Raw genomic sequence first — 25,222 nt, forward strand, 5'->3', positions numbered from 1 at the left:
CATGTATATACAAAAAAAGAGAGCGGGACAAAACCCCAAAAAATGAGAAATTAAAATGAGGCAGGCGTCTCCGAGAATTCGGAGATGCCTGCCTCATCTTTTTATCGTTAATTTACTGTTTATAGAAGCAAAAAAAGGACCCCTCTGATAGAATTAAGTTACGACACAAAACACAAAAGAGGAGGGTCCTTATGTTTAAACATTATACCATGTGTGAAGTCGTTTTACCTCTAGATTTGGAAAGAAAATTACCTGAAAATGATATTGCTTTTACCGTTAACCATTTAGTAGAAAGTATTCCAGACGAAGCTTTTGACGGTTTCCGTCGGGAAACCGGACACCCTGCTTATCACCCTCGCATGATGATGAAGATTATTTTATGTGCCTATACGCAATCCGTTTTCTCGGGCCGTAAAATTGAGTCATTACTTCAAGACAGCGTACGCATGATGTGGCTTGCCCAAGATTATCAGCCCAGCTATCGCACCATCAACCGATTCCGTGTGAACCCTCACGTAAAAGAACTCTTACGCCAGTGCTTTGTCCAATTTCGCAGCCAGCTGGTTCAAGAAAAAGTCATTGAAGAAGAAGCCATTTTTATTGATGGCACCAAAATCGAAGCAAATGCCAACAAGTTTACTTTTGTATGGCGGAAGTCCACTGAGAAATACAGTACGCAATTGGTGGAAAGATCGGCTCAGATGTATGAAGAACTGTTGGAGCAGGAAATTATCCCCGCAATCGAGCTGGAGAACCCCGAAGCCCTATCGGGCGAAGAGTTAACAAAAGTAGCAGAAAAACTGGACGAAAAGGTGCAGGAATACGATCGCCGCATAGAAGCAAGTGATGATACTGCCGAACGCAAGCAGCTTCGTTCCGAACGTAAAGCACCAAAACAGTACCGAAAGCAAGTCAATGATTTCATTAAACGGAAATCAAAATATCAGGTCGACATGGAAATCTTCGGAGACAGAAATAGCTACTCCAAAACTGACCATGGTGCCACTTTTATGCGCATGAAAGATGATTATATGAAAAATGGCCAACTTAAACCTGGGTACAATGTGCAGCTGGCTACTGAAGGTCAATATGCCCTGGCCTATGATGTGTTCCCGAATCCTACGGATACGCGAACTTTCATCCCTTTCCTTGATAAGATTGAACGGGACTTTTTTGAGCTGCCCGACTATATTGTCGCGGATGCCGGATATGGCAGTGAGCAAAATTATGATGATGTGGTAAATAATCGGAAGCGCATCCCTCTCATCACCTATAATCACTACCGAAAAGAAAAGCAAAAGAAATATAAACAAGATCCTTACCAAGTAGCTCACTGGGATTACGATGCCGAAGGCGACTTTTTCACTTGCCCGAATAACCGGAAATTAGCGTTTCGGTACCTATCCGAAAGATGCGACAAATTTGGATTTAAGCGTCATTATCGCGTGTATGAATGTGACGATTGTACTGCTTGTCCCTTACGTGCAGAATGTACGAAAGCGAAAGAAGGAAACAACCGGAAAATCTATTACAACGAAAGATGGGAAAAACAAAAAGCATATACCCAGCAATTACTCAGCGAAAAAGAAACAGGGAAAATTTACGGAAAACGTAAAATAGATGTCGAGCCAGTCTTCGGATTTCTGAAGGCTCATTTGTGTTTCACTCGTTTCTCGGTACGAAGTAAAGAGAAAGTGGAAAACGAATTAGGATTCGCCTTCATGGCGGTGAACATCAGGAAGTTCACCGCCAGATCAGCAAGTATAGTAAGGAATTCAAAAAATATCAGATCAAAAAAGATCTCGGTCACCATTTTCCTGGTGACCGAGATCTTTTTTGTGTCAGAGAGGAGTTATGTCCCGCTCTCTTTAGGGATAGCGGCGGAGGGGATCGAACCCCCGACCTCACGGGTATGAACCGTACGCTCTAGCCAGCTGAGCTACACCGCCATAACAATATTTGTTTCAGACACAAGTAATATAATACATCAGCCTATACTATATGTCAACAATAAATTTAATATTCGTTTACTGTTAAGAATACGGTATAGTAGGGATATAGTTTATGGGGAGGGGATCAATGTGATTTGCCTTGTAAGACATGGAGAAACCGATTGGAATAAACTTGGCAAAGTACAAGGAAGCACCGATATACCATTGAATGAAACAGGAATAAAGCAGGCCCAGGCTACGCGTGATTATCTGGCAGACAGTGACTTTGATTTGATTATTGCTAGTCCGATGCAACGAGCAAGAAAGACAGCAGATATCATTAACGAGACATTACAGCTTCCGCTCGTTGAGATGAAAGGTTTTGTTGAGAGAGGTTTTGGCGAAGCAGAGGGGCTGACAAGAGAAGAGCGTGAGGCCAAGTATCCGAGCTGGGACTTTCCGGGTATGGAAACATGGGAAGCCTTGGTGGAACGTGTCATGCAAGCCTTGCAGGAAGTAAATGCGAAGTATGGAGAAAGGAAAGTCCTGCTCGTTGCACATGGAGCAGTCATTTCTGCCATACTGGCTACCATATCTGATGGCGAATACGATATTGAAAATACACGCCTTGTGAATGCTTGTTTGAGCAACATTCAGTTTATTGAAGATAAATGGAAAATGCATAATTACAATCTTGCCGACCATTTAGCAAATATATAAAACATACTAAGATTAGTGGGTAAGGTCATCGACGGATGACTTTGCCCACTATTTTTCTTTTTAGGAGTATAGTGAGAGGTGAAAGAAAGCTCGATCAGTCTCTGGGATCTTGAATCCGAATTTAAAACCGAGCTTCTTCACTTTCATTTCTGAATCAGATTTAAGTATGTTGGGGCCAATGGAGCTCGTGTATAGGAAATTGGAATCGAAATGAAAAAGTGAAGACCTTTCAAAACACGTGAGAGGAGATATAAATTGGAGTATGTAATTGCTTTAGATGTATCAATGGGGAAAAGCTATAAAGTCATTTATCAAGGTGAAATCTGTTTAGCTGAAGGGGAACTAAGACACACGCAGACAGGCTTTAACACCTTACTTGAGGAAATCCGGAATCTCCCTGGTGACCCGGTTCTTGTGTTTGAATCCACCGGCATTTATTCGAAACCAGTGGAAACCTTCTGTCAAAAGAATCAGTTACGTTATTGTCTGTTGAATCCCCTTGCGGCTAAAAAACAGCTCGAAATGGCTACTCTCCGAAGCTGGAAAACAGACAAAAATGATGCGCATAAATTAGCGCAAGCTCACCACCTGCACTCCAGGGAAGAAAAAGTTCAACAGCCCGACCTTTATCATCGACTCCGTGATTTTGCGCGTTTCTATCAAGAAATAGAGGGTGAGATAAAGCGTATGCGTATGTATCTGCACCATGCCCTTCAATTAAGTTTTCCGGAGCTGGAACAATTCTTCTCAAGCAGGATTACACCTTATGCCTTAACACTTATCAGTTTGTTCCCTCATCCTGTGCTTGTTTTGAAATCGAGCCAGACCAAGATAAAAAATCTATTGATTAGAAGTACCACTAAGAAAATTTCCGAAAATCGTGCAAAACAAAAGGCTGTTCAAATAATAGATTATGCCAAAGAATCCTATCCTGCAGTATCTCCAGATAGTATTCAAACCCAAAAAGTGCAGTACTATGCGCTCCAGCTACTTCAACTATTAGAGGAGAAAGAGAAAATTTCTAATCAAATGATTGATAGTTCAAAAAAGCTGCCTGAGTTCGAGTTACTAACCAGCCTTCCAGGAATTGGGGAAATTAGCGCAGCGCTTTTTATCGGTGAATTTGGTGACTTGTCTCGCTTCCCAGATCATAAGAAAGTCAACGCTTTTGTAGGAATTGATATCCGAAGATATCAATCTGGAAAGTATCATGGCCAAGATCACATTAATAAACGAGGCAACCCTAAGGGAAGAAAAATATTGTACTTCATTGTCCGAAACATGATCCGCCAACAAAAAGCAGCGCCCAATCACATTGTCGACTATTATTACAAACTAAAAAAGCAACCTGTACCCAAGAAGGATAAGGTTGCCACCGTAGCTTGCATGAACAAGCTTCTCAAATGTATTTATTCCATGATCAAGAATAATACATTGTACGATTACTCGTACACGGTCTCTATGGACCACTAACTTCATTGTATCACGAATTCTCCCTCGTTTTAAAAATAAATACAACGAGGTTTATTTCCTATACCCAAAAAAGGCTATAACCTATATTAAAAAGCTATGAATAAGTACTTGACTAAACGTAGGAAAAGAGACTGGGACAAAACCCAAAAAATGAGTAATTAAAATGAGGCAGGCGTCTCCGAGAATTCGGAGATGTCTGCCTCATCTTTTTATCGTTAATGTATCGTTTATAGAAGCAAAAAAAGGACCCCTCTGATAGAATTAAGTTACGACACAAAACACAAAAGAGGAGGGTCCTTATGTTTAAACATTATACCATGTGTGAAGTCGTTTTACCTCTAGATTTGGAAAGAAAATTACCTGAAAATGATATTGCTTTTACCGTTAACCATTTAGTAGAAAGTATTCCAGATGAAGCTTTTGACGGTTTCCGTCGGGAAACCGGACACCCTGCTTATCACCCTCGCATGATGATGAAGATTATTTTATGTGCCTATACGCAATCCGTTTTCTCGGGCCGTAAGATTGAGTCATTACTTCAAGACAGCGTACGCATGATGTGGCTTGCCCAAGATTATCAGCCCAGCTATCGCACCATCAACCGATTCCGTGTGAACCCTCACGTAAAAGAACTCTTACGCCAGTGCTTTGTCCAATTTCGCAGCCAGCTGGTTCAAGAAAAAGTCATTGAAGAAGAAGCCATTTTTATTGATGGCACCAAAATCGAAGCAAATGCCAACAAGTTTACTTTTGTATGGCGGAAGTCCACTGAGAAATACAGTACGCAATTGGTGGAAAGATCGGCTCAGATGTATGAAGAACTGTTGGAGCAGGAAATTATCCCCGCAATCGAGCTGGAGAACCCCGAAGCCCTATCGGGCGAAGAGTTAACAAAAGTAGCAGAAAAACTGGACGAAAAAGTGCAGGAATACGATCGTCGCATAGAAGCAAGTGATGATACTGCCGAACGCAAGCAGCTTCGTTCCGAACGTAAAGCACCAAAACAGTACCGAAAGCAAGTCAATGATTTCATTAAACGGAAATCAAAATATCAGGTCGACATGGAAATCTTCGGAGACAGAAATAGCTACTCCAAAACTGACCATGGTGCCACTTTTATGCGCATGAAAGATGATTATATGAAAAATGGCCAGCTTAAACCTGGGTACAATGTGCAGCTGGCTACTGAAGGTCAATATGCCCTGGCCTATGATGTGTTCCCGAATCCTACGGATACGCGAACTTTTATCCCTTTCCTTGATAAGATTGAACGGGACTTTTTTGAGCTGCCCGACTATATTGTCGCGGATGCCGGATATGGCAGTGAGCAAAATTATGATGATGTGGTAAATAATCGGAAGCGCATCCCTCTCATCACCTATAATCACTACCGAAAAGAAAAGCAAAAGAAATATAAACAAGATCCTTACCAAGTAGCTCACTGGGATTACGATGCCGAAGGCGACTTTTTCACTTGCCCGAATAACCGGAAATTAGCGTTTCGGTACCTATCCGAAAGATGCGACAAATTTGGATTCAAGCGTCATTATCGCGTGTATGAATGTGGCGATTGTACTGCTTGTCCCTTACGTGCAGAATGTACGAAAGCGAAAGAAGGAAACAACCGGAAAATCTATTACAACGAAAGATGGGAAAAACAAAAAGCATATACCCAGCAATTACTCAGCGAAAAAGAAACAGGGAAAATTTACGGGAAACGTAAAATAGATGTCGAGCCAGTCTTCGGATTTCTGAAGGCTCATTTGTGTTTCACTCGTTTCTCGGTACGAAGTAAAGAGAAAGTGGAAAACGAATTAGGATTCGCCTTCATGGCGGTGAACATCAGGAAGTTCACCGCCAGATCAGCAAGTATAGTAAGGAATTCAAAAAATATCAGATCAAAAAAGATCTCGGTCACCATTTTCCTGGTGACCGAGATCTTTTTTGTGTCAGAGAGGAGTTATGTCCCGCTCTCTTTGCTTTTAATGTGTTTCGGAAGGTTTTCCGATAGTTGTTGCATTAGCATTTGTTTGTTCTTCTTCAATCTCATCTGCAGGACGAACCTTTTTCAAGAAGAATGAAAGCAGGAAGCCAACACCAGCAATTAATGTGGCAATCCAGAATGCATCATTGATACCTTCAATTGATCCAAGCAAAGTAGCTTGCTGCTGTGGTGTACCAGATGTCACCATGTCGGTCACATGCTCTTTTGTTTGGTTAGAGAATACTGTAACAAGTAACGCTGTACCGATTGCACCAGCCATTTGACGCAATGTATTCGCCATTGCTGTACCGTGTGCATAATAACGTTTTGGCAGCTGGTTCAAGCCTGCTGTCATAATTGGCATCATAACCATGGATACACCAATCATACGGAATGTATAAACAGTCATCATGTACGTGTACGTTGTATCAATTGTTAATGTGCTTAGGAAATAAGTTGTAATGGTTGTGATTAATAGTCCGATCAAAGCAAGCGGACGAGCTCCAATCTTATCAAATAACTTACCAGTAATAGGCGACATAATTGCTGATACTAATGCACCAGGCAATAGCAGTAATCCTGATTCAAGTGGTGTGTAGCCAAGCATATTCTGCGTAAAGATAGGAATTAATAGCATCGCCGCAAACATTGCCATTGTAATAACGACGTTGATTGCTGTTGATAGAGAGAACATCCAGTATTTGAATACACGGAATTCCAACATCGGCTTTTTCATCATCAACTGACGTGTAATGAAGATAATTAACGCAACTGCACCTACAGCTAACGTGGTAATAACTTCTGCTGAATCCCAGCCTTTATCACCAGCAACACTGAAGCCGTATAATAGTCCGCCAAAACCAATAGTAGAAAGAAGGACAGATAGAATATCAACAGATGACTTTTGTGTCTTCGTTACATTACGTAATACGAAAATAGCTAGAATGACATCAATTAAAGCAATAGGCAGGATGATAAAGAATAACCATCTCCAAGATGCGCTTTGAACGATAAACCCGGATAGTGTAGGGCCAACTGCTGGCGCAAACATCATCGCAAGACCGATTAGTCCCATTGCACTTCCTCGTTTTTCAATTGGGAAGAGGCTCAATACAGTGTTGAATAGCAACGGCATCATAATCCCAGCGCCGGCAGCCTGTATGATACGACCGATTAAGATGGTAGTGAAATCAGGTCCAACTCCGCAAATGAGTGTTCCAAGTGCAAACAAGCTCATTGCTGTAATAAATAATTTACGGGTTGAGAATCTTTCCATAAAGAAAGCAGTAATAGGAATTAAGATACCATTAACTAGCATAAATGCTGTTGTCAGCCACTGGGCTGTATTTTCTTCTATTTCTAGATCCTTCATCATAACGGGCAGTGCGATATTCATCAATGTTTGGTTAAGGATAGCTACAAAAGCACCTAGAACCATGATGGCGATGATCGGACCTTTGTTAACCGTTTTTGGATCTACATAGGCTGAACGATCTTTCATGTTGTTTCATCTCCTTGAGTTGTTATCTTGTTAAGCAAGCGGCGGTGAAGTGACATTAATGTCTCAATCTCCTCCGTGCTGAAGTCTGAAATGTTCCCCAATCTTTGTAAGTAGGCTCGGTAGGCTGTCTTTTTCTGCTCCAGCCCCTTTGGAGTCAGTGACAGAACGATTGCGCGCCGGTCGTGAGTCGATCGCTCTCGTTTTACCAGGTCAGCTTGTACAAGCCTCTCAACCGTTTCACTTACTGTACTCTTGCTGGCATTTACTTTATGCGCAAGTTCATTCAAGCCAGTTCCAGGCTCGTCCGCCAATACTTTTAGAATGTGCAGCTGTACAACAGTCACACCTAATTGATCCGCATTGTGCCAAAACTGCTTATGGAAAGCTTGATTCAAGCAGCGAAACGATTGAATAACTTGGCTGATTTTCTCCTCATCAGTCAAAGTTGTCATCCCCTCAACAAAAAAATAGTTCGCATGCGAACTGTTTCAGTGTGAACTATTTTACTCTCTTTAAAATAAAAATCAATATAGAAGTTTTACAGTAAACGCTTCCTTGAAAAAGTAAATGTTTTCTGACAAGAGACCCAACAGCTGAACTTGATACGACAAGAGATATTGGCGGAAAACAGCTGTTGTTGTCCCAGGGGTGTTGAAGCGCGTGAAAAGGGACAGGAATAAGTCGAAATGTTTTTATGTTTGCATTGGTTCTTTTGACAAATTGTGAAAAAGAGATGTGGTTAAATGACATTAATCAAAAAGAGTTTGTCCCGGGGATTGCCATAGTATGTACACAGAGCCTCGGCAAATTTGAGGATAGGAGTGTTCAATGTAATGGAGACAGTATCGAGAAAAAAATGGGGCATCTATGGAGTAGAACAAAAGCGGCTGGACAATTGGAAGAAAAAGGGGATTAATCTCACAAAGCTTCTATTAATTGAAAAGGCGTGGCTTTTAGCACTTGTTGGATTCTTGTTGGGACGAGCTGTCGTTTTAACAACCGTTTCCCCGTTTGCAGCAGCATTTCTGGCATCTATATGGCTGACAAGACGAAAAAAGATGCTGCCGATTACGATGGCAACCATTGCAGGGGCTTGCAGCTATCAATGGACACATGGTCTCTATGTAGCAGCAGCAGCATTTGTTCTCTACTTCTTGGCAGCTATATGCAAAAAGATACCGCACCAAATTCGAGTCTTAGCCGTGCTTGTCTTTTTGGCCAGTGCCTTACCTAGGATGCTGACGCTTTCTTATGAGCATACCTTATCCAGCTTCGATTGGATGATGATCGGTGTCGAAGGAGTTCTTGGTTCTGTGCTCTTTATCATCTTTATGCAAAGCCTCCCGTTATTATCCGTTAAAAGATATTATCCAGCATTAAAGAATGAAGAAATCGTCTGCTTGATCATCTTACTCGCTTCGGTGCTGACTGGTACAATCGGCTGGCAGATACAAGGAGCAGGCATTGAGCAAATCTTCTCCCGTTACTTTGTCTTACTGCTTGCTTTAATCGGAGGCGCAGCGATGGGTTCGACAGTAGGTGTAGTTGCTGGCCTGATTTTGAGTCTTGCCAATGTTGCCAGTCTCTATCAGATGAGCCTGCTGGCATTTGCCGGTCTGCTTGGCGGTCTGTTAAAAGACGGGAAGAAGTTCGGGGTAAGCATAGGACTTGTAATTGGTACTTTGCTAATTGGTTTGTACGGACAGGAGCAAGGATTGCAGGAAGTGTATCCATCTTTGCTTGCATCAGCGATTAGTATTCTGCTTCTGGTGTTGACGCCGGACAGTTGGATCCGGCGTATGTCTCGTTTTGTGCCGGGAACTGCCGAACATAATCAGGAGCAGGAGCAATACTTGCAAAAGGTCCGGGATGTAACGGCAAGTCGTGTGCAGCAGTTTTCAAACGTGTTCCATGCTTTAGCGAAAAGCTTTACGACTCCTAATCGTGCAGCAGAAGAAATGCGTGACCGGGAGACTGATTTTCTCCTGGGCAATGTAACAGAGCAAACATGTCAGCTATGCTTTAAAAAAGACCGCTGCTGGGGGGCGCAGCAATTTGACCGAACCTATCAGCTGATGGAGAGTTTAAAGGAAGATATGGAGGGCGGCGGTCCGCCGAATAAGCTGCTGGAGAGAAATCTGGAGTCGCACTGTGTTAAATCGAAGAAAGTGGTTGAAACGATGAAGCATGAGCTGAGTTTCTACCAAGCAAATCAGATGTTGCGCCGGCAAGTAGAGGAAAGCCGCCGTTTTGTTGCTGATCAATTAAACGGTGTCTCTGAAGTGATGGAGGATTTCGCGAAAGAGATTGTAAAAGAAAAAGAGAATCATGAACAGCAAGAAGTCGAGATAATGGCTGCATTAAAGGCAGCTGGATTGGTTGTGGAGAAACTGGATGTATTTTCTCTTACGAAGGGAAGTATTGACGTAGAGATGCATGTAACGATAGCTGGTTATCACGGGGAAGGACAGAAACTCATCGGTCCAATCCTATCCGACATTCTAGGGGAGACTGTCGTTGTGACGAAGGAAGAGATAGCAGAGTTTCCGGACAAGTCCTGTTTCTTGGCCTTTTCTTCCATCAAGAAATTTGTTGTGGACACAGGCGTTGCGCATGCGGCAAAAGGTGGGGGGTTCGTATCGGGAGACAGTTATTCGACGATCGAACTAGGGGCGGGCAAGTACGCAGTTGCAATCAGTGACGGAATGGGTAATGGAGATCGAGCACATGAAGAAAGTACAGAAACATTGCGTTTGCTGCAGCAAATACTGCAGTCAGGGATCCGAGAGGAAGTCGCAATTAAATCGATTAACTCCATCCTCTCCTTAAGATCCAGTGAAGAAATTTTTGCAACATTGGACCTTGCAGTCATCGATTTGCATGATGCAGCTGTCCAATTTCTAAAAATCGGATCGACACCTAGCTTTATCAAGCGTGGTGATCAGGTCATTAAAATAGAGTCCGGCAATCTACCGATTGGTATTGTGCAAGACCTTGAAGTAGATGTCGTACAAGAGCAGCTTCAGCCGGGAGATTTACTCGTTATGATGAGTGATGGCATCTTCGAATCACCGCGACATATAGAAAATATAGATATTTGGCTGAAACGTAAAATTAGAGAGATGAATACAACTGTACCGCAGGAAATGGCTGATTTGCTGCTGGAGGAGGTTGTGCGTAATCGAGCAGGAGAGATTGAGGACGACATGACGGTGATGGTAGCGGCGATTGATCGGAACATGCCGGAATGGGCTTCTATCTCTACTTATAAAAACGATGTGCGAGAGGCATAGAAACGTATATTTTCTTCTTTTCCAGTCGATGATGGAGATAACGAATGGAGAAGAGGGATAACGATGAAACCAAGCACGCTCAAACAGATCCTGTTACTTACAGATGGATGCTCCAACCGCGGGGAAGACCCTTCAGCTGTCGCAGCCTTAGCTTATGCGCAGCATATAACCGTTAATGTAATTGGCATTTTAGAAGAAGGGCAGACAGAGCAGTCGCTCAGTTTAGCTGAAGTAGAGAACATCGCTAAAGCTGGAGGCGGTGTCAGCCAGCTAATTTACAAACAAGCGCTGACAGAGACTGTTCAGATGGTTACCAAACAGGCGATGACACAAACAATTGAAGGAGTTGTCAATCAAGAGCTTAAGCAAATTCTTGGTAAGGGTCATACATTAGATGATTTACCGCCAGAGAAACGCGGTGATGTACTGGAAGTGGTCGAGGAGATTAGTGAGACAGCGAATTTGGAAGTTTTAATCCTTGTCGACACAAGTGCCAGCATGCATCATAAGCTTCCAGTCGTCAAAGAAGCGTTAATTGATCTTTCGATAAGTATGAACGCGCGGCAAGGGCAAAATAAATTTGCTATCTTCGGTTTCCCTGGGAAAAGAGAAGCAGCTGTAAAAATTATGGACTGGACCGAACGGCTGGAGAATGTTTCATCTGTGTTTCCTAAGCTGGCAACGGGCGGCGTGACACCGACTGGTCCAGCGCTTCGGGAAGCACTACATGAATTCAGCCGTCAATCGCTGCAAAGGAGCACAGCCAATGACAGAATCTCCGAATATGAAGAGTTCGGCAACTGATTTGCGATCTGGTATTCGCTTAACAGGCAAGTGGCATAATGGGACTTATCCGCTTATCCGCAAACTCGGAAGTGGGGCGATTGGATCTGTCTACCTTACAGAGAGAAATGGTGATCCAGCTGCCTTGAAGATCAGTGATAAGCGAACCTCAATAACAATGGAAGTGAATGTGCTGCAATCACTGAAAAAGGTCCAGGGTCATTTCCTCGGACCTTGTTTGCTTGAAACAGATGACTATAGCAGTCCTAGCGGGAAACTATATACTTTTTATGTTATGGAATATATACAAGGAAGCAGATTAGATGACTACGTTAAAAAGAAAGGATCGGAATGGCTGCCGGTGCTCTTGCTTGGACTGCTCGAGGATCTCGGCCATCTTCACCATGCAGGCTGGGTATTTGGCGATTTGAAATTGGATAACCTAGTTGTGAGCGATAACCCAATTCGGCTTCGATGGGTCGATGTAGGAGGCACTACCCAAGTGGGGCGTGCGATTAAGGAATATACGGAATTCTACGATCGCGGTCACTGGGGGATGGGAAGCAGAAAAGCAGAACCAAGCTATGATTTATTTGCACTTGCGATGACAGCATTAGAAATAATACACGGAAGCAGATTTAAAAAAGGGGAAACGCCAAAAGTGACATTGAAGAAGGCTTTAACCCGCGCTGGTCATTTGCGGCCAATACTTGAAAAAGCCTTGGCAGGAAAGTACCCATCCAGTATCGCAATGAAGCAAGATATGATGAAATTACTTATGAAGCAAAATATTCCCGCAGCGGTATCAAACCAAGTGCCGCCTGCAAGGCGATCCAGACGCAAAGTGGGAATTGGGGAATGTTTGTTATTAAGTGGTTACGGCTTTGTTTGTTATGTGCTTTACTTGCTGCAATAAACTTTAGGTATAACCGTATAAATGGTACGATAATAGCAGCAACTACATAAGGATGACAGTAATGGAACAAACGATGACAGCATTTATGGATAAACATGGGTTGTGGAAAGAGAACACAACAATTTTGGTAGGTGTTTCTGGAGGACCTGACTCAATGGCGCTGCTTCATTTCTTGAAGGAACAAAAGAAACGCAGAGGATGGAAGATAGTAGCTTTAAGTGTCGATCACGGACTGAGGGGGACAGAATCGAGAGCTGATGCTGAATTCGTAAGGGAAGTGTGTGAAACATGGGGCGTTTTGTCTCACATCGTTACAGTGGATGTTCCGGCTTGGAAGATAGCACACCAGCAGAGCACACAGGTTGCAGCAAGGGAAGTGCGTTATCGGTATTTTGAGGAGCAAATGAGACACTATCAAGCAGACAGCTTGTTTTTGGCCCATCATGGTGATGATCAAGCAGAAACAATCATGATGCGTATGGCACGGGGAGCAAATCCTGCTGCTGTCAGCGGAATGGCTGTCAGACGAAACTTTGCCAGCGGTGAACTGATTCGCCCAATGCTAGCTTGCAGTAAGGAACAAATTCAACAATATTGTGAACGATACGAAGTTCCTTTTCGAATTGACCCTTCCAATGCAAGTGTGGATTACACACGAAACTATTTCCGGCACCGTGTTCTTCAACCCATCAAGGAAGTTTATCCAAGCTTCCATCAGCATGCTCAACGCTTTAGTGAAGCGCTTAAAGCGGACGAAGCATATCTTGCTGAACAAGCTGCTGAGATGTTCCGGGAAGCAGTAGCGTTCGACCCAGAGAAACGGGCGGCAGCCTTTGAGATTGCTCGTTTTTGTACATACCCGATTGCTTTACAAAGAAGAGTGTTTCATCTAATATTAAATTATCTGTATCAAGCGCTTCCGGTGGACTTACACCATCGGCACGAAGCGCAGTTTTTTGAACTGATAGCTAGCTCTAAAGCAAATAGCTCTTTAGATTTTCCGGCAGGATTACAACTGACAAAGTCTTACAGCCGATTATCGATTTCTTTTCGAGATGAGGCGAAAGATTTATTCCACTATACATTACACACTCCCGGATGCGTCACGTTACCTGATGGATCATTAATAACGGCTGCTTTTACCCCTCACCAAACAGAAGAAAATCCCTATACCTTTGTGGTTCCGCTTGAAGACATTACACTGCCTTTAAAAGTACGGACAAGGAAAAATGGCGATAAAATGAAGCTGCGCGGAATGAGAGGGACCAAAAAAGTAAAAGATATTTTCATTGATGGAAAAATTCCTGCGCTCCAAAGGCAGGATTGGCCGATTGTGGAGGATGCGACTGGCACTATTTTGTGGCTTATCGGTTTGAGAAAAGGGGAAACATGCAGAACAACAGGAAAGACAGGCAATTATTTATGTCTGTGTTACCAAGCGAAAAATGGGGAACAAACAGGAGGACCAGGCAATGCATGATGAGATTGAGAAAGTACTGATATCTAAGGAAGAGATTGACGCGAAATGTGCGGAAATCGGAAAGCAGCTTACCGAGGAGTACAAGGATTCCTTCCCGTTGGCAATCGGCGTATTAAAAGGCGCTCTTCCATTTATGTCTGACGTAATCCGTCACATGGACACGCACTTGGAAATGGACTTTATGGACGTATCCAGCTATGGAGGCGGCATGACATCTTCTGGTGAAGTGAAAATCGTCAAGGATTTGGACACAAAAGTAGAAGGCAGAGACCTTCTGATTATTGAGGATATCATCGATAGCGGACTTACATTGAGCTATCTGGTGGATCTGTTCAAATACCGAAAAGCAAAATCGATCAAGATTGTAACATTGCTTGACAAACCTTCGGGCCGCACGGCAAAAATTCAAGCGGACTTGGTTGGATTCCATGTACCAAATGAATTTGTAGTAGGTTACGGATTAGATTATCAAGAGAAATATCGTAACTTGCCATATATCGGTGTTTTAAAACCAGAAGTATATGGCGGTGTCCGTGCTGAATAAACAGTTACGGTATGGATTATCTGCCTTTTACATAAGGTAAAGGGTATTTAGTTGTGCAGCACGTTTTGCGTATGGTAGTATTTACTATAGTTTTCTCGTTTGGGAGGAGGTAGGCAATGAGCAAAGTGTTTCGTAATATCCTAATGGTTATAATTATATTTGTAGTCATTATCGGTGTGATCAACTTATTCCAGAACCAGTCTAATGAAACCGAACAGTATGATATTAATCAGTTCAGAACCACGCTTGAGAGTGGTGACATAAAAAGTATGACCGTCCAGCCTACTAATAATATCATTACGATTACAGGTGAGACGGAAGACAATACGCAGTTCCAAACTGAGGTTCCTCAGAATGAGCAGCTGATGGGTGAAATCATTAACGCAGCTCAGGAACAAAATATTGGTGAATTTAATGCAGATGAAGAGCCGCAGCCAAGCTTCTGGCAGACGCTGCTGTCTACACTATTCCCTGTATTGCTGATCATCTTGGTATTCCTATTCTTCATGAGCCAAGCACAAGGCGGAGGCAGCCGAGTAATGAACTTCGGTAAGAGCAAAGCCAAAATGTACAGCGAAGAGAAGAAGAAAGTGAAATTCCGTGATGTAGCAGGTGCTGATGAAGAGAAGCAGGAGCTTGTGGAAGTAGTTGATTTCCTTAAAGATCCGCGTAAATTCTCCGCAGTTGGTGCCCGTATACCGAAGGGTGTTCTTCTTGTAGGACCTCCGGGTACAGGTAAAACATTGCTAGCCCGTGCAGTAGCAGGGGAAGCTGGCGTTCCATTCTTCTCTATAAGTGGTTCGGACTTCGTAGAGATGTTTGTGGGTGTCGGTGCATCCCGTGTTCGTGATTTGTTTGAAAATGCGAAGAAAAATGCACCATGTATCATTTTCATCGATGAGATTGATGCAGTTGGACGTCAGCGTGGCGCTGGATTAGGCGGCGGACATGATGAGCGTGAACAGACATTAAACCAGCTTCTAGTTGAAATGGATGGTTTCGGTGCTAATGAAGGAATCATCATCATTGCGGCAACAAACCGTGCTGATATCTTGGATCCAGCCTTGCTTCGTCCAGGACGTTTTGATCGTCAGATTACAGTTGACAGACCTGATCTAGGCGGACGTGAAGCGGTATTGCAAGTACATGCCCGTAATAAACCGCTTGATGAGTCGGTTAATCTGCGTACGATTGCGATGCGTACACCAGGTTTCTCCGGAGCAGATTTGGAGAACTTGCTGAATGAAGCTGCACTTGTAGCTGCTCGTAATGACCGCAAAGAAATTATAATGGATGACGTCGATGAAGCAATCGATCGCGTCATTGCAGGTCCGGCGAAGAAGAGCCGCGTTATTTCTAAGAAAGAGCGCAATATTGTTGCTTATCATGAGAGCGGACATACTATTATCGGTATGGTGCTTGATGATGCAGATATGGTGCATAAAGTTACCATCGTCCCTCGCGGCCAAGCAGGCGGATATGCTGTTATGCTGCCGAGAGAAGATCGCTACTTTATGACGAAGCCAGAATTGCTTGATAAGATTACTGGATTACTTGGAGGGCGCGTCGCGGAGGAAGTTATCTTCGGTGAAGTAAGTACTGGAGCACATAATGACTTCCAGCGAGCAACAAACATTGCTCGTAAGATGGTCACAGAGTACGGTATGAGTGATAAGATTGGACCGCTTCAGTTTACAAGCAGCGGCGGAAATGTCTTCCTTGGCCGTGATATTCAGAACGAACAAACATACAGTGATGCAATCGCTTATGAAATTGATCAAGAAGTACAAAGCTTCATCAATCAGTGTTATGCAAGAGCGAAGGATATTCTCACAGAGAATAAAGCGAAGCTGGAACTTATTGCACAAACATTGCTTGATATTGAAACATTGGATGCACTGCAAATCCAAACGCTATTCGATAAAGGGCGTCTTCCAACAGAGGAAGAGCTTGCTGAAGAGCGCAGCAAGTCGAATAAAAAAACAAGCCTGATGAAAGATGAGGATGACGACGTAACTGTTACCATCCAGCCGCAGGAAGACAAGGAAGTAACAGTCGATGACAATGCCATCGATGAAAATACTCCTGCTCCTCGGGAACAATCAGGAATTCCAGAAGATGAACCGAGCCAAGATAATGGTTCGGATGATCGTCCAAGATCATAAAAGAAAAGGTCTCCTTCAAGGAGGCCTTTTTCTCTGTTTGGGTATAGTAAACATATAAAAGGATTTAGCTAAAGGTTTATGTTAAGATATACAATACCTTAAAGACATAAAACCATTAAAGGTTGATATATAAAAGGAGTGACTTTACTGTCATGGGTGATTATTTAATTAAAGCTACAGGATTTAACGGTAATATTCGTGCTTATGCGATTCAATCAACAGAATTAGTGGAAGAAGCGCGACGTCGTCATGATACGTATGCAACAGCTTCAGCAGCATTAGGACGTACACTGACGATCAGTGCGATGATGGGAACAATGTTAAAAGGTCAGGACAAGCTGACAGTTAAGATAGAAGGAGACGGGCCAGTCGGACCGATTATTGTAGACAGTAATGCGAAAGGAGAGGTAAGAGGGTATATTACCAATCCTCATGTTGATTTTGAGCTGAACTCTCTTGGGAAACTTGATGTATCACGTGCAGTCGGTACAGTTGGAACATTAAGTGTAGCAAAAGACCTTGGATTAAAAGATATGTTTACTGGTCAAGTACCGATTGTGTCTGGTGAGATTGGAGACGACTTTACCTATTACTTCGCTAATTCAGAACAGGTGCCTTCCGCAGTCGGTGCGGGTGTCTTAGTTAACCCAGACCACACTATCCTTGCGGCTGGCGGGTTTATTCTCCAAGTGCTTCCTGGAGCGAGTGATGAAATCATTTCGCAGCTAGAAGAGAGAATCAGTACCATCGCACCAATCTCTACGTTAATTAGAGAAGGGAATACACCTGAGCAAATTCTTGAGAAGCTGATTGGGGAAGAAAATCTTCACTTCTTGGAAACCATGCCTGTCAGCTTTACTTGTCAGTGTTCTCGTGAGCGCATTCAAAATGCAATCACAAGTCTTGGAAATGATGAAATTCAAGCGATGATTGACGAAGATCATGGCGCGAAGGCGAGCTGTCACTTCTGTAATGAGACATACACTTTCTCTGAAGAAGAACTAACAGAACTGCTCCGTTAAAGCCCATTTGGATTGACTTTTCAGCATATATTGCTTACAGTAAAGTAAATCCAATCAAAATAGTGGGAATTAGGGGGAATAATCATGGCAATTGCATCATCTATTTCTGAATTGATCGGTAACACACCTATCGTCAAACTTAATCGCACGGCGGACGCAGACAGTGCTGAGATTTACGTGAAGCTTGAATTCCAGAATCCGGGCGGCTCTGTTAAAGATCGGATTGCGCTTGCAATGATTGAGGATGCAGAAGAAAGTGGCAAACTCAATGCTGGTGATACAATCATTGAACCGACAAGTGGAAACACGGGTATCGGACTTGCATTAGTGGCGGCAATAAAAGGCTATAAAGCAATTCTGGTTATGCCGGATACAATGAGTATGGAAAGGCGCAATCTGCTGCGAGCTTATGGGGCGGAACTTGTGCTTACACCTGGTGCTGAAGGAATGAAAGGTGCCATTCAGAAAGCAGAAGAATTGCAAAAAGAACATGGTTATTTCATGCCGCAACAGTTTAATAACGAAGCCAATCCTGCTATTCACGCACGTACTACTGGTAAAGAAATTGCATCTGAATTTGGCGGCGATTTAGATGCCTTTGTCGCTGGTATTGGCACAGGCGGAACAATTACAGGTGCAGGTAAAGTATTAAAAGATCTGAACAAAGACATTCGTATTGTCGCGGTGGAACCGACAAGTTCGCCAGTTCTGTCTGGCGGGCAGCCGGGACCTCATAAGATACAAGGTATTGGGGCAGGATTTGTTCCATCTATCTTGGATACAGACATCTATACGGAAATCATTCAAGTTGAGAATGATGAAGCGTATGACACAGCTAGAGAAACGGCGGCTAATGAAGGTTTGCTTGGCGGTGTTTCTACCGGAGCGGCAATCTTTGCGGCGAAGAAGGTAGCGAAGGAATTAGGGCCTGGCAAAAAGGTGTTAGCAATCGTGCCAAGTAATGGCGAACGTTACCTATCAACACCGCTTTACCAATTCGAAGATTAATAGTAAAAACATCCTTGCTAACATTGGCGGGGGTGTTTTTTTGTGTGATAAATCGTGTACACTAGTAAAATAGATCGAACGAGAGGTTGACGTGCCATGAAACGAAAGATAGGAAAAAAAGAATATGACCTGACGAAGCAGACGCTTGTAATGGGTATACTCAATGTGACACCTGATTCCTTTTCAGATGGAGGCAGCTATACAGATGTGGAAGCTGCGGTTCAACAGGCTCGAAAGCTTGTTGAGGAAGGGGCGCATGTATTGGACATTGGTGGTGAGTCAACACGTCCTGGCTTTGAACCTGTTGCTGCAGAAGAAGAAATTGCTCGTATTGTACCGGCCATAGAAGCTATCAAAGAAGCGGTAGATGTGCCAATCTCTATTGATACATACAAAGCAAAAACAGCAGAAGCTGCTATAAATGCAGGAGCGACAATCATCAATGATATTTGGGGAGCGAAATACGACCCGGACATGGCGAAGGTAGCGGCGCGCTACGACGTGCCAATCATCTTGATGCATAATCGAGAACACATGCAGTATAAGGATTTGCTTTCGGATATGATAGCTGATCTGGAGGGATGTATACAAATTGCCCTAGACGCAGGCGTAAACAAGGAAAACATATGGCTGGATCCGGGTATAGGGTTTGCGAAGAACTTGGAGGAAAATATGACGGCCATGCGTCAGTTAGACAAGCTGTCGGCTATGGGTTACCCGGTGCTGCTCGGTACTTCGAGAAAAAGGTTTATCGGCACAATACTTGATTTACCAGCGGATGAACGAGATGAAGGCACTGCCGCTACGGTAGCATATGGTATCACAAAAGGTGTGCATATGGTTCGAGTACATGAAGTGAAGCGAACAGCACGAATTGCGAAAATGATGGATGCTTTAGTTCAGGAGGAATAAATAATGGATAAAATACATTTAAATCAACTGCAGTTCTACGGCTATCATGGTCTGTTTCCAGAGGAAAACAAGCTTGGACAGCGGTTTACAGTCGATGCTGTTTTAGAATTAGATCTTCGTAAAGCCGGTGAAACGGATGACATGACGCAGTCGATACATTATGGACAAGCATACGATATTATTAAAACAGTGGTTGAAGGTCGGGCGAAAAATCTTATTGAAGCAGTGGCAGAAGAGCTTGCCAAGCAGCTATTCCATGCTTTTTCTCTTCTGGAGGCATGCACAATCAAGGTAATTAAACCTAATCCGCCAATTGCAGGACATTATGAATCAGTGGCAGTTGAAATTAGGCGGGAGCGCTCATGAAGCCGGCGTGGATTGCTTTAGGATCGAACATACAGCCAAAAGAATTATATTTGCAGCAGGCAGTCCAAAAGCTGGCAGATAGTCAGGGTATTGTGCTTAAACAAATATCAACAGTTTACGAGACAGAACCAGTCGGCTATGAAGAACAAGATCAGTTTCTTAATCTTGTGGTAGAAGTGGATACGAGCTTGACTCCCAAGGAACTGCTGCGGGCGTGTCAGCATATTGAGCAAGAACTGGGAAGAGAGCGCGTCATCAGATGGGGGCCTCGAACAGTAGACCTTGACATTTTGCTGTATAGTAATGAGAATATGGACATTGAAGAACTTATTCTCCCGCACCCGCGCATGCACGAACGAGCCTTTGTTTTAGTGCCATTAGCTGAAATAGTTCCGCGCCTCCGCCTCAATGGGAGAGAAGTGAAGGAATGGCTGGAAACAATGACTGCGGAAGAGGTGCAAGGCGTAAGGGTTTGGGGTTCTTTGCATAGATAGAGACATACAGGAGGTAGTGAAGTTGTTCAATATAGGTGATATCACCATTAAGAACCGTGTAATATTGGCGCCGATGGCTGGTATCAGTAACTCTGCATTCCGTTTAACTGTAAAAGAATTCGGTGCAGGCGTCGTGTGCGCAGAAATGATTAGTGATAATGGAATCGTGACTCGTAATGCAAAAACGATGAACATGCTTTATATAGATGAGCAGGAAAAGCCAATGAGCTTACAGATTTTTGGATCAAATCCAGAAACGTTGGTAGAGGCAGCTAAGTTCGTTGATCAAAATACAACAGCAGATATTATTGATATTAATATGGGATGCCCGGCACCGAAAATCACGAAGAATATGGCAGGATCCCGCTGGCTGCTGCAGCCGGAGAAAATTTATGAAATGGTTTCGGCTGTTGTGAAAGAAGTCAACAAACCGGTCACTGTAAAGATGCGAACAGGCTGGGACGACAGCACCATCTATGCTATAGAAAATGCACAAGCTTTAGAAGAGGCGGGAGCAGCGGCGGTTGCCCTGCATGGCCGAACGCGTGAGCAGCATTATGAAGGATTGGCTAATTGGGATATTATCCGCCAAGTGAAAGAGTCTGTATCCATTCCGGTTATCGGGAACGGTGATGTTACAACTCCGCAAATTGCGAAGCAGCGTTTGGACGAAACTGGCGTAGATGCAGTTATGATTGGCCGTGCCGCACTTGGAGATCCATGGATGATTTATCGTACGGTACATTACTTGGAAACGGGAGAGTTATTAGATGAGCCTAGACCAAGGGAGAAGATAGATGTTTGTCTCTTGCACATGGAGCGCTTGATTCGTCTAAAAGGGGAGAAAGTTGCGGTTCTGGAAATGCGTAAACACGCTGCTTGGTATCTAAAAGGTTTAGACGGAAACGGGAAAGTGCGTAAGTTAATCAATGAGACAAATACAAAAGAAGGTATGCTCGATTTGCTGTATGATTATGCTGACCAAGTAGAAGCTTCTATGGCAATGTCATAATAGGGTGTGCTTTGTTGACACAGCAGTGCTGCTTTTCTATACTAATACGAGGTAGCAATGCGATAAGCCTCGCATTTTACGAGGACGAAGGATACTGCCAGCCCATGCTGGCAGTTTTTTTAGCATGTTAGAGACTGAATATAGAAATGGGAGTGAACAGGATGAGTGAAGAATTAAACGATCAGATGCAGGTGCGTCGTGAAAAGATGGAACAGCTCATGAACCAAGGTTATAATCCGTTCGGTGCCAGGTTCGAGCGCACGCATCAATCTGAAGAACTCGTAGCAGCTTATGATTCTTTCAGTAAGGAAGAACTAGAAGAGAAGAAGGCAGAAGTAACAATTGCCGGCCGTCTGATGACGAAACGAGGAAAAGGGAAAGCGGGCTTTGCTCACTTACAGGACTTGAGTGGACAGATTCAGCTTTATATACGTAAAGATCAGGTTGGAGAAGAAGCGTACGAGCTATTCAGCAGTGCTGACCTAGGTGATATCGTAGGAGTAACTGGTGTTATGTTCAAGACAAATGTAGGAGAGCTTTCTGTTAAGGCAACATCCTTCGATCTTTTGTCTAAAGCACTTCGCCCGCTTCCGGACAAGTTCCATGGTCTGACAGACATTGAACAGCGCTACCGCCAGCGTTATCTGGATTTGATTGTTAACCCGGAATCAAAGCAGACATTCATCACTCGCAGTAAAATCATTCAAAGCATCCGTCGTTATTTGGATGATATCGGATACTTAGAAGTCGAAACGCCACTTATGCACAGCATTCCAGGCGGAGCGGCAGCTCGTCCGTTCATCACACATCACAATGCACTCGATATTCCACTATACATGCGTATAGCTATAGAGCTGCATCTAAAACGTTTGATTGTTGGCGGATTAGAAAAAGTCTATGAAATCGGACGTGTATTCCGTAATGAAGGTGTGTCTACGCGCCATAACCCGGAATTTACAATGCTGGAGCTATATGAAGCTTATGGTGATATGGATACAATCATGGAGTTAACAGAGAATCTGATTGCCCATGTAGCAAAAGATGTACTTGGCAAAACAGTCATTCCTTATGGGGAGCATGAAATCAACCTAGAGCCGGAGTGGAAACGACTTCACATGGCAGATGCAGTAAAAGAACACACAGGTGCAGACTTCTGGAAGCACATGAGTGACGATGAAGCAAAAGCTTTGGCAAAAGAGCATGGTATTGAAATAAAAGATACAATGACATTCGGTCATATCTTGAATGAATTCTTCGAGCAGCGTGTAGAGGAGAAGCTGATTCAGCCTACATTCATTTACGGACATCCAGTAGAGATTTCTCCATTGGCGAAGAAAAATCCAGAGGATGAGCGTTTCACAGACCGTTTTGAAGTATTTATTGTAGGGAGAGAGCATGGAAATGCATTCTCCGAATTAAATGATCCGATTGATCAGCGTGAACGATTTGAAGCGCAGTTAAAAGAAAAAGAACAAGGTAACGACGAAGCTCATGAAATGGATGAGGACTTCTTAGAATCTCTTGAATACGGTATGCCGCCAACTGGTGGGTTAGGTATCGGGATTGATCGCTTGATCATGCTGCTAACAAATGCGCCGTCTATCCGGGACGTACTGCTATTCCCGCAAATGCGTAACCGTTCTTAATAAGAAGAAGGAGAGCATCTTGCTCTTCTTCTTTCACTTTTTATAGGCATTTGCATAGAATGCAGAGAAAACGAGAAAGCTATTTCGTAAAAGGTTTTACAGAAACATTATGTTTTTGTAAAAAAACTATTGCAATGGTTCTATATACGTGGTAAATTATTAGAGTTGCTTCGAACGGAGCGACAAACGCAAGAAACAAAATAAAAAAACATGTTGACAACGAAAGTTAAAACATGATAAGATGTTCTAGTCGCCAATTGAGCGGCAGAACAAAATTGATCTTTGAAAACTGAACAAAACAACCAATTACGAACTAAACGACATGGTCTTTTATAAGATCAACGTCAGCGCAAGAAGCAAAGCATCACACTTTCATGGAGAGTTTGATCTTGGCTCAGGACGAACGCTGGCGGCGTGCCTAATACATGCAAGTCGAGCGCAGGAAGCTAGATGACCCCTTCGGGGTGATTCTAGTGGAATGAGCGGCGGACGGGTGAGTAACACGTGGGCAACCTGCCTGTAAGACTGGGATAACTCCGGGAAACCGGGGCTAATACCGGATAGTATTTTCTTTCTCCTGATTGAAAATGGAAAGACGGTTTCGGCTGTCACTTACAGATGGGCCCGCGGTGCATTAGCTAGTTGGTGGGGTAATGGCCCACCAAGGCGACGATGCATAGCCGACCTGAGAGGGTGATCGGCCACACTGGGACTGAGACACGGCCCAGACTCCTACGGGAGGCAGCAGTAGGGAATCTTCCGCAATGGACGAAAGTCTGACGGAGCAACGCCGCGTGAGCGATGAAGGCCTTCGGGTCGTAAAGCTCTGTTGTCAGGGAAGAACAAGTACGAGAGTAACTGCTCGTACCTTGACGGTACCTGACCAGAAAGCCCCGGCTAACTACGTGCCAGCAGCCGCGGTAATACGTAGGGGGCAAGCGTTGTCCGGAATTATTGGGCGTAAAGGGCGTGTAGGCGGTTTCTTAAGTCTGATGTGAAAGCCCACAGCTTAACTGTGGAGGGTCATTGGAAACTGGGGAACTTGAGTGCAGAAGAGGAGAGTGGAATTCCACGTGTAGCGGTGAAATGCGTAGATATGTGGAGGAACACCAGTGGCGAAGGCGACTCTCTGGTCTGTAACTGACGCTGAGGCGCGAAAGCGTGGGGAGCAAACAGGATTAGATACCCTGGTAGTCCACGCCGTAAACGATGAGTGCTAGGTGTTAGGGGGTTTCCGCCCCTTAGTGCTGAAGTTAACGCATTAAGCACTCCGCCTGGGGAGTACGGCCGCAAGGCTGAAACTCAAAAGAATTGACGGGGGCCCGCACAAGCGGTGGAGCATGTGGTTTAATTCGAAGCAACGCGAAGAACCTTACCAGGTCTTGACATCCGCTGATAACCTTGGAGACAAGGCATTCCCTTCGGGGACAGCGTGACAGGTGGTGCATGGTTGTCGTCAGCTCGTGTCGTGAGATGTTGGGTTAAGTCCCGCAACGAGCGCAACCCTTGATTCTAGTTGCCAGCATTCAGTTGGGCACTCTAGAGTGACTGCCGGTGACAAACCGGAGGAAGGTGGGGATGACGTCAAATCATCATGCCCCTTATGACCTGGGCTACACACGTGCTACAATGGATGGTACAAAGGGCAGCAAGACCGCGAGGTTAAGCAAATCCCATAAAACCATTCTCAGTTCGGATTGCAGGCTGCAACTCGCCTGCATGAAGCCGGAATCGCTAGTAATCGCGGATCAGCATGCCGCGGTGAATACGTTCCCGGGCCTTGTACACACCGCCCGTCACACCACGAGAGTTGGTAACACCCGAAGTCGGTGAGGTAACCTTTTGGAGCCAGCCGCCGAAGGTGGGATCAATGATTGGGGTGAAGTCGTAACAAGGTAGCCGTATCGGAAGGTGCGGCTGGATCACCTCCTTTCTAAGGATAATTGGAACTACTACTTCGTAGTAGACAAGT

At 44.0% G+C, this 25,222-nt stretch carries 19 protein-coding genes, 1 tRNA gene and 1 rRNA gene; 18 read left to right on the plus strand and 3 right to left on the minus strand.

The genetic code is table 11. The annotated features are described in order from the left end of the window. The first annotated feature begins 191 nt into the window (after positions 1-191). Positions 192-1,916 carry an IS1182 family transposase gene (locus KS242_RS00555; RefSeq protein WP_254391850.1) on the plus strand — a complete coding sequence of 575 codons (1,725 nt, stop codon included), beginning with the start codon at positions 192-194 and terminating at the stop codon, positions 1,914-1,916. Here the strand turns inward: KS242_RS00555 and KS242_RS00560 are convergent. Next, positions 1,876-1,949: transfer RNA gene (locus KS242_RS00560), tRNA-Met, on the minus strand. The two genes, KS242_RS00555 and KS242_RS00560, sit on opposite strands and share 41 nt — an antisense overlap. Before the next feature lie 126 nt (positions 1,950-2,075). On the opposite strand from KS242_RS00560, the gene KS242_RS00565 reads away from it, so the two are divergent. From KS242_RS00565 to KS242_RS00575, 3 genes are all read left to right on the plus strand, one after another. Beyond that, positions 2,076-2,651 carry a histidine phosphatase family protein gene (locus KS242_RS00565; protein WP_217324014.1) on the plus strand — a complete coding sequence of 192 codons (576 nt, stop codon included), beginning with the start codon at positions 2,076-2,078 and terminating at the stop codon, positions 2,649-2,651. A gap of 255 nt (positions 2,652-2,906) precedes the next feature. After that, positions 2,907-4,124: an IS110 family RNA-guided transposase gene (locus KS242_RS00570; RefSeq protein WP_217322579.1), complete on the plus strand. Its 1,218-nt coding sequence runs from the start codon at positions 2,907-2,909 to the stop codon at positions 4,122-4,124. A gap of 299 nt (positions 4,125-4,423) precedes the next feature. Continuing rightward, a complete protein-coding gene (locus tag KS242_RS00575) occupies positions 4,424-6,205 on the plus strand; it encodes an IS1182 family transposase (protein ID WP_254391762.1) in 1,782 nt (593 codons plus the stop codon). On the opposite strand, the gene KS242_RS00580 is transcribed toward KS242_RS00575, so the two are convergent. Both KS242_RS00580 and KS242_RS00585 read right to left on the minus strand, forming a co-directional pair. Beyond that, entirely contained in the window at positions 6,107-7,609 is a 1,503-nt protein-coding gene (locus KS242_RS00580) for a DHA2 family efflux MFS transporter permease subunit (RefSeq protein ID WP_217322580.1), read from the minus strand. The two genes, KS242_RS00575 and KS242_RS00580, sit on opposite strands and share 99 nt — an antisense overlap. Further along, on the minus strand, positions 7,606-8,052 hold the full coding sequence (locus tag KS242_RS00585; protein ID WP_217322581.1) for a MarR family winged helix-turn-helix transcriptional regulator: 447 nt from the start codon (positions 8,050-8,052) through the stop codon (positions 7,606-7,608). The genes KS242_RS00580 and KS242_RS00585 overlap by 4 nt, the downstream gene beginning before the upstream one ends. 390 nt (positions 8,053-8,442) lie before the next feature. On the opposite strand from KS242_RS00585, the gene spoIIE reads away from it, so the two are divergent. The 14 genes from spoIIE (at position 8,443) to KS242_RS00655 (ending at position 25,183) form a co-directional block, all read left to right on the plus strand. After that, positions 8,443-10,902 carry a stage II sporulation protein E gene (gene spoIIE, locus KS242_RS00590; RefSeq protein ID WP_217322582.1) on the plus strand — a complete coding sequence of 820 codons (2,460 nt, stop codon included), beginning with the start codon at positions 8,443-8,445 and terminating at the stop codon, positions 10,900-10,902. A gap of 63 nt (positions 10,903-10,965) precedes the next feature. Next, positions 10,966-11,706, plus strand: a complete 741-nt coding sequence (locus KS242_RS00595) for a vWA domain-containing protein (RefSeq protein ID WP_217322583.1) — start codon at positions 10,966-10,968, stop codon at positions 11,704-11,706. Next, complete coding sequence (locus KS242_RS00600; protein ID WP_217322584.1) at positions 11,669-12,601, plus strand: protein kinase domain-containing protein; 933 nt, start codon at positions 11,669-11,671, stop codon at positions 12,599-12,601. The genes KS242_RS00595 and KS242_RS00600 overlap by 38 nt, the downstream gene beginning before the upstream one ends. Before the next feature lie 61 nt (positions 12,602-12,662). Continuing rightward, entirely contained in the window at positions 12,663-14,081 is a 1,419-nt protein-coding gene (gene tilS, locus KS242_RS00605) for a tRNA lysidine(34) synthetase TilS (protein ID WP_217322585.1), read from the plus strand. Further along, entirely contained in the window at positions 14,074-14,625 is a 552-nt protein-coding gene (gene hpt, locus KS242_RS00610) for a hypoxanthine phosphoribosyltransferase (RefSeq protein WP_077303781.1), read from the plus strand. Before tilS ends, hpt begins: the two co-directional genes overlap by 8 nt. Positions 14,626-14,741: 116 nt before the next feature. Then, complete coding sequence (gene ftsH, locus KS242_RS00615) at positions 14,742-16,790, plus strand: ATP-dependent zinc metalloprotease FtsH (protein WP_217322586.1); 2,049 nt, start codon at positions 14,742-14,744, stop codon at positions 16,788-16,790. A gap of 152 nt (positions 16,791-16,942) precedes the next feature. Beyond that, positions 16,943-17,812: an Hsp33 family molecular chaperone HslO gene (gene hslO, locus KS242_RS00620; protein WP_217322587.1), complete on the plus strand. Its 870-nt coding sequence runs from the start codon at positions 16,943-16,945 to the stop codon at positions 17,810-17,812. Positions 17,813-17,896: 84 nt separating this feature from the next. Next, positions 17,897-18,820: a cysteine synthase A gene (gene cysK / locus KS242_RS00625; protein WP_371747577.1), complete on the plus strand. Its 924-nt coding sequence runs from the start codon at positions 17,897-17,899 to the stop codon at positions 18,818-18,820. A gap of 96 nt (positions 18,821-18,916) precedes the next feature. Continuing rightward, the gene (gene folP, locus KS242_RS00630; RefSeq protein ID WP_217322588.1) at positions 18,917-19,732 is read left to right on the plus strand and encodes a dihydropteroate synthase; all 816 of its coding nucleotides are present in this window, start codon (positions 18,917-18,919) and stop codon (positions 19,730-19,732) included. A gap of 3 nt (positions 19,733-19,735) precedes the next feature. Continuing rightward, on the plus strand, positions 19,736-20,098 hold the full coding sequence (gene folB / locus KS242_RS00635) for a dihydroneopterin aldolase (RefSeq protein WP_217322589.1): 363 nt from the start codon (positions 19,736-19,738) through the stop codon (positions 20,096-20,098). Then, positions 20,095-20,592 carry a 2-amino-4-hydroxy-6-hydroxymethyldihydropteridine diphosphokinase gene (folK, locus tag KS242_RS00640; RefSeq protein WP_217322590.1) on the plus strand — a complete coding sequence of 166 codons (498 nt, stop codon included), beginning with the start codon at positions 20,095-20,097 and terminating at the stop codon, positions 20,590-20,592. The genes folB and folK overlap by 4 nt, the downstream gene beginning before the upstream one ends. A gap of 22 nt (positions 20,593-20,614) precedes the next feature. Then, positions 20,615-21,604, plus strand: coding sequence for a tRNA dihydrouridine synthase DusB (dusB, locus tag KS242_RS00645; RefSeq protein WP_217322591.1), 990 nt, complete (start codon positions 20,615-20,617; stop codon positions 21,602-21,604). 161 nt (positions 21,605-21,765) lie between these two features. After that, positions 21,766-23,250 carry a lysine--tRNA ligase gene (lysS, locus tag KS242_RS00650; RefSeq protein ID WP_371747578.1) on the plus strand — a complete coding sequence of 495 codons (1,485 nt, stop codon included), beginning with the start codon at positions 21,766-21,768 and terminating at the stop codon, positions 23,248-23,250. A gap of 371 nt (positions 23,251-23,621) precedes the next feature. Then, a 16S ribosomal RNA gene (locus KS242_RS00655) occupies positions 23,622-25,183 on the plus strand. Positions 25,184-25,222 lie beyond the last annotated feature (39 nt).

Origin of the sequence: Terribacillus sp. DMT04 (genome assembly GCF_019056395.1) — a bacterium.
Lineage (GTDB): Bacteria > Bacillota > Bacilli > Bacillales > Amphibacillaceae > Terribacillus > Terribacillus aidingensis_A.